The following is a 12021-nucleotide window of genomic DNA, read 5'->3' as shown; positions in this document are numbered from 1 at the left end:
ATTATTCAAACATTGACCAATCTAGAGGGGTACCTTTGCTTAAGTGCTGCTTAGCGGTTTTCCCCAGCACCTTTGGCCAATTTTTGGGTGCAAGGCCAAATGCTGGGCGCACTACCCTTAAATTCTCTGCAGTTAATGACTGTCCTGCTGCAATATCTGCGCTGACATAAATAGAACGTCTGTATTGTTTCGACTTTTCTTCACTTTGGCTGCCGCCATAAGTCACTTGCCCTAATGATTGATAGGCTCGCTTGGTCTCTGTCACTAAAGATGAAAGCTCATCAGGCTCCAATGAGAAGGCAGCATCGACTCCACCTGCTTGCCTGTCTAACACAAAGTGTTTTTCTATTACTCTGGCACCTAGGGCGACTGCTGCCACGGATACTCCAACACCAGCGGTATGGTCAGATAAACCTACCTGACATCCAAAGGCTGCGGCTAAATGCCCAATAGTCACAATATTTGACTGAGTGGGTAACGCGGGATAGGTGCTGGTACATTTTAATAAAATAATATCGTTGCAACCTGCTTCTTTCGCCGTTTTCACTGCCGCTTCTATCTCAGTTAGACTCGCCATCCCCGTTGACATAATCAAAGGTTTATTTTTACTCGCTGCTTTTTGGATAAGAGGTAAATCGGTCAACTCAAAAGACGCAATTTTAAAACATGGCACCTGCAAATCATCTAAAAAATCTACCGCAGCTGCATCAAAGGGTGAGCTAAAGGCCAGCATGCCTAAAGATTTGGCTTTCTCAAATAAAGGTTTATGCCACTCATAAGGCGTGGCGGCTTTTTGATACAAAGCATGTAGCGACTGGCCACACCATAAACTGTCTTTTTCTTGGATCACAAAATGTGGATGGTCTACATCCAAAGTCATGCTATCAGCTGTGAAGGTCTGCAATTTAATGGCATCGGCCCCGGCATCCGCTGCAGCTTGCACCATATCTAACGCTAGCTCTAATTGCTGATTATGATTTCCGCTAAGCTCTGCAATAATAAACGGCGGATGGGACTCTCCAATCCATCTACCAGAGATTAAAATGTCATTCATGTTATTGCTCTTCAGCTAGATGTTCAAAAATAGACGAAACACTCTCAGCTAAGTCTTGTGGCAGGTCACAGCTGCAAGGTTGAGTTTCACTTAGTCTAGAAGGTGATTCACTTTGCCCATGACGAAGGCAGCGCTCAGTGGCATCGGTAGCAAAGTCTGGCATGTATATAGCGGGGTTAGCGCCAGCAGTTATCAATAACGTAGCGCAGTCAACACTCTGAGCATACCATCTCAAAGCACTGGGTTTGGCAATCATTAAATCACTGGTTGCCAGCATTTTTAGTAAAGTAGTGAGGTCTTCTTTTGCTTCGCTTTCTAGCCATACGTAATAACCCAAAGCCTGTAATGCTTTTTTTAACTCTACAGTGTGAGGATAGACATAATCGTCATCAGACTGACTTAAACACAACGCCACCACTTTAGATGTTTTTGCCTCTTTTCTTAGACGCTTATCTGGTGTTACTTTGATAGTTACAGGAACATTGCTGACATCTAAACCACAACAGTGACTGAGATAATATTCTGGATAACCACCATCGGGCATGGGTGCATAGTGCCAGCTATTATGTTGCCATTTATACATACCCATAAAGCTACTAGCTAAATAACTATCTGCACTATTCACATAGTCAGCCTGTAAGCTTTGATCTTCAACCTGACTAAGCAACTGTTTGACTGAAGTATTAAGGTAATTACCACTAACGGGCTCTAATGCATCCTTTAAAAACCGGCTTAAAAAACAAGGCATAAAAGCAGTATCCAAATTCACTATTTGCGAATACTGCTGGGCAATGATTTGCTCAGCTAAACCTAGAAAAGATTCCATCGCTAAAAAGAAGTTATCTGGCCATTGCTCCGCTGGTAAACAATGTACTGTGACACTTGGCTCTGCTATTGAGATTAATTTTCCACCCTGTGAAAAGGTTAAAAAGTGAATTTCTGCATCAGGTACACCTTGTTGGAAAAAGCGTATTGCAGGCAATCCAATAGACACAACTTCAGCTGTATTCAACATACGGATGATCAGGACTTTTTTCTCAAAATTCGCTTCTTTGTCAGACATTCGCTTGTTCCATTACATAGGCTTTGTACATTAACTCCGCGCGCTGCCAGTCCTCTTTAGTATCAATGTCTTGCACCAAATGTCGTGGCAATACTACCGGTGTACTATGACCACAAAACATCGGCTTATTTTGTAAAAAGGCAGCGGTTTGTCCCCAGTAAAACTGACCCGCATCGTGATATGCTTCGGTCAAGTCCTGAGAGCGTTTATTAATAAATTCAGGATACATTGGCATCACCCCCGTACCTTCAAGTCTTAAGGCTCTTTGAATAGGAAATGCGAAACTGGTTGCCGAAAACGCGAAACATTTTTGCGGGTCTGCTTTTAACGCTTGAAACCCTTCGCTTAAAAAGTTTGCCGTTAAAAAAGGGGCAGTGGCGTAAATACAACAGCAATACGTAGGTTCAAAAAAATGTTGGATACAATATTCAATGGCATGTTTAGTAACGGGGCCGGTTCCTACATAGTCCCCCGATAAAGACTCGGGCCGCATAAATGGCACATCAGCGCCGTACGAGATTGCAATATCCGCAACCTCTTGACTATCGGTTGATACAATGACCTTATCAAAGTTACCGCTACCTAATGCTGCTTCAATTGAATAGGCAATCAAAGGTTTACCTGCAAATAATTTGGCATTTTTACCAGGGATCCGTTTACTACCGCCTCGCGCAGGAATAATAGCAAGATTCATCGCAATATCTCACGTAGAGAGTTGATCACCACGTCTTGTTCATCAAATGTTAAACTAGGATAAAGGGGCAAGGTTAACGCGCAATTATAAAATTGTTCAGAATTTGGAAACTCACCTTTTTCAAATCCCAGTCGCTGATAATAAGGATGTAAATGAATAGGAATATAGTGCACGTTAACGCCGACTCCTCTTTCTTGAAGTTGAATATAAACCTGTTGCCTCGAATGTTGAGTGAGTTCAATCATATAAAGGTGCCAAGCGCTGGTTGCATAGTCCACTGACGCAGGCAACGTAATTGGCAAATCAGCGAGTTGTATTTGATAGCGCTGCGCCAATTGCGTTCGCTTTGATATAAAACCATCTAATTTAGACAACTGTGACAAACCTAATGCTGCATGTAGGTCACTGAGTCGATAATTATAGCCAAGGGCTACTTGCTGATAATACCAAGGCCCGTGGCTTTCTCCTTCCATATGTTGCGGATCGCGAGTCACACCATGGTTAGCAAAGAGTTTTATTCTAGAATGTAAATCATTATGATTAGTTAATACCGCTCCACCTTCAGCACTAGTGATAGATTTGACGGGATGAAAACTAAGTACTGTCATATCAGAATATTCACAACAGCCTACTTTACTACCTAAATACTCCCCACCTAACGCATGCGCAGCATCTTCTATTAAGGTCACTGAGAATTTTCGGGTTAAAGAGTAAATCCTGCGCAAATCACAACTTAGACCAGAAAAGTGAACTATTATCAGAGCCTTCGGAAGTGTGTTGGTATTAGCTGCTACGCGCAATTTTTCTGCGAGAGCGTCAATATCAATATTGCGAGTTTGTCTATCGATATCAATAAAGCCAATCTTAGCGCCACAGTAAAGTGCACAATTTGCCGAGGCCACAAACGAATTTGGTACGGTCCAAACAACGTCACCTTGAGTAACGCCTGCCGCCAAACAAGCAACATGTAAACCAGAGGTCGCGCTGTTTACAGCAGTAGCAAAAGTACTTCCAGTATAATCGCATAAGGCGAATTCAAATTTTGGAACCAAAGCGCCTTGAGTTAAAAACCGGTTCTCAAGGACATCCACAACTGCATCAATATCCTGTTGGTCTACTTGATGCCTACCGTATGGGATCATTTCATCCCTCACTTAGTAATGCGTGACTTTATCAAGCGCTTTTAACTCATTCACACTTAAGAAATGTGGATTTGTTCCTGAATGGTATTCAAATTTGTCACATACCGGTTGACCTGTTTCACCCAATTTATTTTGTAAATAATTAATATTTTTATCAAAAAATGTAATTGCAGGAGTGATCACATAGTGATCATCAAACTCCAATGAATGGTGCGCCATTTCTTCTGGCACCATTACTTCGTGTAACTTTTCACCGGGACGGATCCCCACCACGTCATAATCTCTGTTGCCACTAATAGACTCGACTAAATCAATAATACGAATTGAAGGAATTTTAGGTACGTAGATTTCGCCACCATGCATACGTTGAAAATTTTGAATCACAAACTCCACACCTTCATCTAAGGTGATCCAAAACCGGGTCATTTCTTCGTGCGTAACTGGCAGCTTTTTAATCCCATCTTTAAGCAGCTGATGAAAAAACGGCACCACAGAACCTCTCGAGCCCACTACATTACCGTATCGCACCACGGCAAATCTCGGCCCTTTCGCTCCAGAGATATTGTTAGCAGCCACAAAAAGTTTGTCAGAGGCCAATTTTGTCGCACCGTATAAATTTACTGGATTGGCTGCTTTATCTGTCGATAACGCAATCACGCGACTAACATCATTTTCTATGGCCGCATCAATCACGTTTTGCGCACCATTAATATTGGTTTTTATACATTCATTTGGGTTATATTCAGCAGCGGGGACTTGCTTTAACGCCGCAGCATGTACCACGTAATCGACATCACGCATCGCGGATATTAATCGCTCTTTGTCGCGCACATCCCCAATAAAATAACGCATACAAGGTGCGTTAAAATGCTGTTGCATTTCAAATTGTTTTAGCTCATCTCGGGAATAAATGATTATTTTCTTCGGAGAATAATGTTTGATTAAATACGCAGTGAAGCGTTTACCAAATGATCCTGTTCCGCCTGTAATTAGAATAGATTTGTTGTTAAACATAAGCAGTCCTTACAATCATAATGGTTGGATAACTTTCGCAGTTCGAAAAAGTGTAACCCAGTTGATTAAATTCGTTGGAATTTCTGACATTCATCGATATTTTTTAACCGCTTTACGGCCACGAATCAAACCACTTAGTTGTTTGAGTGACGCTTTAAATGATTCTTCTGCATAAGCAACTAACGCGCCATTTACCTGCAACTCGGCAGTCACAAATTCTCTTTTTTCGTCATCGGGGAGGTTTTTGATGTAATCTTGAATAAACTCATCTCGTTCAATCGCGAGTTTTAAAAAATTAGACTCATCTGGATCATTTTCAGTAGTCAGTTCAGATAAACGCTGATTGATACTTTTTAAGGGAGTAGGAGTATAAGAATGATTTAGCGTTAGTTTTTTCAAATCGTGGCTTGACGTTTTTGCCTTTGCATTTCGTAAGCATCTTGTTTAGCTGACTCAGGAATTTGCGACCAGGCTGCTTTAATCGGTAAAAACAGAGTAATCACTTCATCAACGATCTTCAAGCTATTCTGTACATTAGCGTCAATGAGTCGTTGCACCATGTAATCATACAGTGCAAATAAATTCTCAGCGACTTCTGCTCCAGATTCCAGATCGAGAGTCTCACGTAAATTCATCAAAATAGCCGTTGCTCGAGAAATATGCTCAGACTTACCAGCATAATCTTTTCTTTCAATACATCCTTTTGCATAAGCAAGCTTATCTAATGCCCCTTGCATCAACATCAAAGTTAACTTGTGAGGATCAGCCTGACTTATGTCTTGCTTTAAATTGCCTTTTTTATAAGCATTGATACCTTTTAAGGCCATATTGATTTTCCGTTTTGTTGGTAACTAATTAACACTTCTATTACCCTAACGTCGCCAACATAGCTGAGCTAGTTGAATTGAGTGAAGCAACAGTTTGGTCTAGATTCAAATATTTAGCACGTAATATTTCTTCGGTACTAGCAAGTCTTAGTTCTAGGGCCAATCTTTCATCAAAAATTTGTTCTCGCTGATCTTTAGCGGTATCTTCACGAGATTTCAGCAACCCACTGTAACTCGTATATTCTTCAACGTAATCGTAAAGACGTACGGCTATTCCATTTTCTTCGTCGGTAAATAGCGCCGCAATGCTATCAAAATTATCATCTAATGCATCTTGTAGGCGATCATCACCACTACCTAAACCAATTTTATCATTTGAGCTAATTTCTAACTCGTTATCGTCATTTAATTCTATGCCTATTTGGAATAAACCACCTAACGCCGAAGACTCAACAGCAGAAAACAAAATATTATTAATACCATTTTGTATACCTCTAACTAAGGAATCCCCCGCTAACGCACCATCGTCTTCTAAATCGGATTCACCATAATTTGTTAGAAGCTTAATCTCTGCCTGCAGTGCATTGAAGTTTGTGACAAATTCTCGGATGGTTTCTTCAACAGATTCTTTGTCAAAACCGATACTCAGTTTAGACGTTTTAAATGTCACGCCATCGGTGTCAAGTTCTGATAATTCAGATACGTCAAAACTGACATTTTCTATTACATTCTCAAAATTATTCGTATCACTCTCAACGTTAATGCCATCGATAGTGGCTTTAGCATTTTGCGCAGAAGTAACAGGTGCCAAATATGTAGCGGCCTCTGCAGAGTTAGTAGTTGATACAAGCTCCAACTCAGCCACATCATTATCATTAACAATAACTAAGTCGTTACCTATGCCTGTGGTGCTAGAGGTAAACACTAATTTAGAGCCCCCATCTGCGGTACCGGTATCGATTATACTGGCGGTGACACCAAAATTATCCTCAGACGCATTAATTGCATTACGTAAATCTAGTAATGAATCACCCGCATTTAAATTAATGGTAAAAGAGTCACTAGTCGCATCGATTTTAAAAGTAAGACTGGCAGTACCCGCGCTCAACACCGAATCCGAAGAGCTATTGAAGCCGCCGTCAACTGCATCAGCAGTTTCAAATCGGCTGCCGCTTGCGAGTTGAGTCACAGCTATATTGTAATCACCTTCCAAGGCGCTATCGGATGCATCAGCTGTAAAAGGTTCAACATCTGAGGATGGATTTTTAATGGTCGGCTCTCGGCCTTTGAGATTGGATTCGCTACGAAGTGTATCAACAGTATCTTGAAAATCTTCCAATGTTGATTTTAATTTACCAAGACCCGATATTTCTGCTTCAACGCTTTCTTCTCTCGCATCTAAAGCAGCAGTCTTAGGTACACTTTCAGCCTCAAGTAATTGAGTAACAAGACTTTCTAGATCTAAGCCTGAACCTACCCCTAATGACTGAATTGACATACATCACCTCGATTCCAACTAATATGTTGAATACATTTTCACATCAGTACTTGATGTTAAACCTGTTTATTAAAAAGTAAACCTACCGCCGTCCCTACTTCAGTTTGCAAATCTTGCAAACGCTCAGATAATTTTAACACTTCTTCGGTAGGGATTTGCCGAATAACTTTACCTGATTCAGCATCAGTCACTTTTACGACCTGTTTGTTGCTCCCTTCATCCACCGAAAAATTAAGCTGTCTGTTGCTGGTTTGCACAAATTCACTTAGTTGTGAAACAGCGGTATCTATTTGCTCAGCACTTAAATCTGCAGACTCCCGTGTCTCTATTTCGGCAGACAAAGAATAATCTTTAGCCTGTTGTTGCTCAATTTCAGGCGCTTTTTCTAGCGCACGGTTGGGCCGAGCGATGTCGGGCGCAACTTCAGCTCTTGGCGAAGCAAAATTTTGGCCAACTTGTGATACATTAACATCCATAAATCACCTCTTTAGCAAATGCGAATGGCTACGTAATTGTAGCCATTGTAAGCAGTATAGTGAAAACCCTGATTTCTATCCTAGCAACGACAAAGCTGATTGCGGTCGCTGATTGGCTTGACTCAAAACCGACAACGACGCTTGCTGAACTATCTGATTCCTTGTCAATTCAGCCGTCTCAGAAGCAAAATCAGTATCTCGAATACGTGAACGCGCGCTTGCAATGTTCTCTGATATATTACTCAAGTTACGAATAGTCGATTGAAAACGGTTTTGCAGTGCCCCTAAATCAGCTCTAGCTCCACCAACAGCTGATATCGCCGTAGTAATGGCCGTCAATGCTGCTGACGCTCCTGCGATTGTTTCAACGGTAGTCGAACCTATACCTAAACCAGATGCACCATAACCACCACTGCGAGACAAGTTAACAGAAATAGTTTGTCCAGCATTTGCTCCTACTAAAAATTTAGAAGAGAAACTGCCGTCTAATATATCTAACTTACCGAACTGTGAATCAGACGCAATACGACTAATTTCGTCTTTTAGTGCTGTTACTTCTTTCTGTAAAGCGGTGCGATCAGCAGACGAGTTAATACCATTTTGAGATTGTACTGCTAAAGTACGAATACGTTGTAACGAAGTAGTGACTTCACCCAAAGCACCTTCCGCAGTCTGCGTGAGTGAAATTGCATCATTGGCATTTCGAACAGCTTGGTTCAAACCTTGAACTTGCGTCGTTAATCGATCTGAAATCTGCAAACCCGCCGCGTCATCCGCAGCTCGATTAATTCTAAATCCCGAAGACAATCTTTCGAAAGATGTATTCAAAGATTGTCCAGAACTAAACAGCTGTCGCTGAGCATTCAAAGACGAAACATTTGTGTTAACAAATAAACCCATAAAAACCTCCTGAAAACTCACCGCACGCCGATAACGTGTTTGTACCAGTAAGTTTGCCTCAATTTTTGGCGGTCAAAAACCTCTTCTTGACCGTCACCTCACTTACCTCATTTAGCGGTACCTCTACCAATAAATGAGACTAAAAGTAATCAATTAGATCACCCCTCAACTAACGTTATCGACCCTAGCTTCAGCAACTTTAGTTTTTTTATGAGATTTTTTTACCCTCAGCTTCGGCATTTTCATTACTCTTTGTTTTTATTAGAGTTAAATAACAACTTCCAGTGATTTTTTTAATTTTAGTTCGACTCAATGGCATCTTGGTAATTGCCCGCTTGCTTCGAACCGATACTTTGTTTTTTGCATTAGAGCGACAAAAGCGATTGGAGTGCTTTAGAAAACAATGGATAAGCAAATCACCTCAACAGTCCCACCTAAACCAATAAAACACCAATAGGTTCGATTAATTAACCTGAACTCGGGATAATTAACAAAAGGATTGAATTTCACTGAATATCAACTAAGCAACATTACATTTTAAACGTTGGCACACTACATGCTTTAGATTGAGTGTTTAGTGGAGACGATGATGCTATGGCATTTGACGACTAAATAAAAAAGGCCGGCGGAATACCTGTTAAGGATCCCACCGACCAACTTGCTCACGTTAGGAGATGGAGCAAATAAGGTTTCTGTCCGACTGGCGGGGTTAGAAGAGCTGAATACTGGCCTCTCAACCAAACTTCTACACTCTCTGTCCTGTTAGTCGGCGTTTTAATTTACACACCTAAGATGTAAACCCAAACGGAACTTAGTTTGTTTCACAAGACTTTACACTTTCAAGCCCTTGTGGTCGTTGTTTAAAAAAGGCCGGGGCAAAACCCTAAATAAGGCGTCCCCGACCAACTTGCTCACGTTAGGAGTTGGAGCAAACTCGGTACTGCTAAGGTACACATACACTTAACCCTAGCATTATAAATAATGCCCTCCCTAGCAAATCATAGTAACAATCCATTATTACTTTTTAGGGCCTAGCCCTGGGTCGGCCTCTCATTTCCTACCCTCTAAGTTTTTTGTTGTGCCAATCTAATAGACTAGCCTAATAATTGCAGCGCTGATTGTGGTCGCTGATTAGCTTGCCCCAACACAGTCACACTGGCTTGTTGAATTATTTGCCAGCGGGTCAACTCTGCCGTTTCTACGGCAAAATCTGTGTCACGGATACGACTTCTTGCCGCTGATACGTTTTCAGAAATATTACTCAAATTTCTAATCGTCGACTGAAAACGATTTTGTAGTGCCCCTAAATCTGCGCGTTTGGCATCCACTATAGAAATAGCCTCTGATATTGCAGTCATAGTGGCGGAAGCTTCAGCTTCAGTTAACACAGACGTGTCAGCCACAAATAATCCTGACGCGCCAAATCCACCACTACGCTCTACGTTCACACTAATAGTTTGCCCAGCATTGGCTCCAACTAAAAAAGAAGACGAGAACGCACCATTTAATACATTCACACCACCAAATTGTGTTGTTGAGGCAATTCGACTCATTTCATTTTTCAATGCTGTGACTTCTTTTTGTAACGCCACTCTGTCTGCAGATGAATTAATGCCATTTTGAGATTGCACCGCCAACACTCGAATTCTTTGCAGTGCAGTGGTAGTTTCTGCTAACGCGCCCTCAATGGTTTGCGATAAAGAAATAGCATCATTGGCATTTCGAACCGCCTGATCTAAACCCAAAACCTGAGTAGTCAAGCGGTTAGAAATCTGCAAACCTGCAGCATCATCTTTTGCACCATTAATTCGAAAGCCTGAAGACAGTCGTTCAAATGCGGTACTTAAATTGTTGTTCGACGTAAACAGCTGACGAGTAGCATTTAACGACGACACATTAGTACTTACGAATAAGCTCATTTTTCTCTCCTAACCTTGCACAGACTTTTATTATTTTTTTGTGTCTGTGATAACTTGGTATTGCTAAAATTAAATTGTCATTATGGCTGCATTTTTGGCACACCATATGCTTTGTATAATTGCTAGCTGGTACCCTGGTTAGCGTTTTGTTAAGTGTTAGAAGCACAAAAAGCAAATGCAAAAGTGAGCTTATGCTCTAGCTAACAAACAGAATTGATGGCCTAAACCTCAATACCTCACTACCTCCTGGCGTCTGTTCTGTTTGTTAGCGATTTAACAAAAAAGCCTCGGCTTAATGTGTTAAATCCAAAAAAGCGCTCACGCTATATTTGTAATAACGCTTTGATATTACTTAACAATGTTCAATCCCTCGGTCGGTTGCAGCCTGTCCCCACAATTTGCAATTCGACCGTTTTTCTTCTATCTGTACTCGTTATTTAATCCACTACAGATAAACTTATCCTCGTTTTTAGTTGCAGCCTGCCCCCGCAATTGCTCAACAATTTTGCATTTTTTACTATTACACATCTTAACTCTCTATTTATTAACCTTGTAACAACTGTAAAGCCGATTGTGGTCGCTGATTGGCCTGCCCTAACACGGTAATACTAGCCTGTTGAATGATCTGCCAGCGGGTTAACTCTGCCGTTTCTACGGCAAAATCGGTGTCACGAATACGACTTCTTGCCGCTGAGACATTTTCAGAAATATTACTTAAATTTCTGATGGTTGACTGGAAACGGTTTTGTATCGCACCTAAGTCGGCGCGCTGAGCGTCAATAATAGAGATGGCTTCAGAGACAGAAGTCATGGCAGCAGAAGCTTGCGCTTCAGTTAAAACAGAGGCATCTGCTACAAATAGCCCAGAAGCCCCAAAGCCACCGTTGCGCTGAACATTGACACTAATGGTTTGCCCCGCATTGGCACCTACCAAAAAAGCGGATGAAAAAATACCATCTAAGACATTTACCCCACCAAACTGAGTAGTGGAAGCAATACGACTCATTTCATTCTTCAATGCTGTGACTTCTTTTTGCAAAGCGACTCGATCTGAAGATGAATTGATACCATTTTGTGATTGCACAGCCAACACCCGTATTCTTTGCAACGCAGTGGTCGTTTCGGCAAGTGCACCTTCAATTGTTTGCGCTAATGAAATGCCATCGTTAGCATTTCTAACGGCTTGGTCTAACCCAAGAATTTGAGTGGTAAGACGGTTGGATATTTGTAAGCCTGCAGCATCATCTTTTGCAGTATTAATGCGAAAACCAGATGACAAGCGTTCAAACGCGGTACTTAAATTATTGTTCGACGTAAACAACTGACGAGTTGCATTTAACGACGACACATTCGTGCTAACGAATAAGCTCATTTTAAATCTCCTAACGATTTTTTTGTAAACACCACCTGGCTATTTTTATTATTAGTTGCCTA

12 protein-coding genes are annotated in these 12021 nt (G+C 41.3%); all 12 read right to left on the bottom strand.

Going from position 1 to position 12021, the window contains the following annotated elements; translation table 11 throughout:
• Position 1 precedes the first annotated feature (1 nt).
• Entirely contained in the window at positions 2-1054 is a 1053-nt protein-coding gene (gene pseI, locus ABJK37_RS13760; RefSeq protein ID WP_348354802.1) for a pseudaminic acid synthase, read from the bottom strand.
• Position 1055: 1 nt separating this feature from the next.
• On the bottom strand, positions 1056-2117 hold the full coding sequence (locus ABJK37_RS13755) for a hypothetical protein (protein ID WP_348354799.1): 1062 nt from the start codon (positions 2115-2117) through the stop codon (positions 1056-1058).
• The gene (gene pseF, locus ABJK37_RS13750; RefSeq protein ID WP_348354796.1) at positions 2110-2811 is read right to left on the bottom strand and encodes a pseudaminic acid cytidylyltransferase; all 702 of its coding nucleotides are present in this window, start codon (positions 2809-2811) and stop codon (positions 2110-2112) included. Before pseF ends, ABJK37_RS13755 begins: the two co-directional genes overlap by 8 nt.
• On the bottom strand, positions 2808-3953 hold the full coding sequence (gene pseC, locus ABJK37_RS13745) for a UDP-4-amino-4,6-dideoxy-N-acetyl-beta-L-altrosamine transaminase (protein WP_348354793.1): 1146 nt from the start codon (positions 3951-3953) through the stop codon (positions 2808-2810). Before pseC ends, pseF begins: the two co-directional genes overlap by 4 nt.
• 12 nt (positions 3954-3965) lie before the next feature.
• Positions 3966-4967: a UDP-N-acetylglucosamine 4,6-dehydratase (inverting) gene (gene pseB / locus ABJK37_RS13740; RefSeq protein WP_348354790.1), complete on the bottom strand. Its 1002-nt coding sequence runs from the start codon at positions 4965-4967 to the stop codon at positions 3966-3968.
• Between the two features lie 90 nt (positions 4968-5057).
• A complete protein-coding gene (locus ABJK37_RS13735) occupies positions 5058-5366 on the bottom strand; it encodes a hypothetical protein (protein ID WP_348354787.1) in 309 nt (102 codons plus the stop codon).
• The gene (gene fliS / locus ABJK37_RS13730) at positions 5363-5794 is read right to left on the bottom strand and encodes a flagellar export chaperone FliS (RefSeq protein WP_348354784.1); all 432 of its coding nucleotides are present in this window, start codon (positions 5792-5794) and stop codon (positions 5363-5365) included. Before fliS ends, ABJK37_RS13735 begins: the two co-directional genes overlap by 4 nt.
• Positions 5795-5834: 40 nt before the next feature.
• Entirely contained in the window at positions 5835-7292 is a 1458-nt protein-coding gene (gene fliD, locus ABJK37_RS13725) for a flagellar filament capping protein FliD (RefSeq protein ID WP_348354781.1), read from the bottom strand.
• 56 nt (positions 7293-7348) lie between these two features.
• Positions 7349-7768: a flagellar protein FlaG gene (locus ABJK37_RS13720; RefSeq protein ID WP_348354778.1), complete on the bottom strand. Its 420-nt coding sequence runs from the start codon at positions 7766-7768 to the stop codon at positions 7349-7351.
• Between the two features lie 75 nt (positions 7769-7843).
• Positions 7844-8668 (bottom strand): flagellin, encoded by an 825-nt coding sequence (locus ABJK37_RS13715; protein ID WP_348354775.1) that lies wholly within the window; start codon positions 8666-8668, stop codon positions 7844-7846.
• A 1094-nt stretch (positions 8669-9762) separates the two neighbouring features.
• Positions 9763-10587 (bottom strand): flagellin, encoded by an 825-nt coding sequence (locus tag ABJK37_RS13710; protein WP_348354772.1) that lies wholly within the window; start codon positions 10585-10587, stop codon positions 9763-9765.
• A 544-nt stretch (positions 10588-11131) separates the two neighbouring features.
• Positions 11132-11959, bottom strand: coding sequence for a flagellin (locus ABJK37_RS13705; protein WP_215926655.1), 828 nt, complete (start codon positions 11957-11959; stop codon positions 11132-11134).
• Positions 11960-12021: the final 62 nt, after the last annotated feature.

This window comes from Paraglaciecola sp. (assembly GCF_039964565.1).
Lineage (GTDB): Bacteria > Pseudomonadota > Gammaproteobacteria > Enterobacterales > Alteromonadaceae > Paraglaciecola.
Note: the sequence above shows the minus strand (reverse complement) of the source record. Positions and strands in the feature narration are given on the sequence as shown.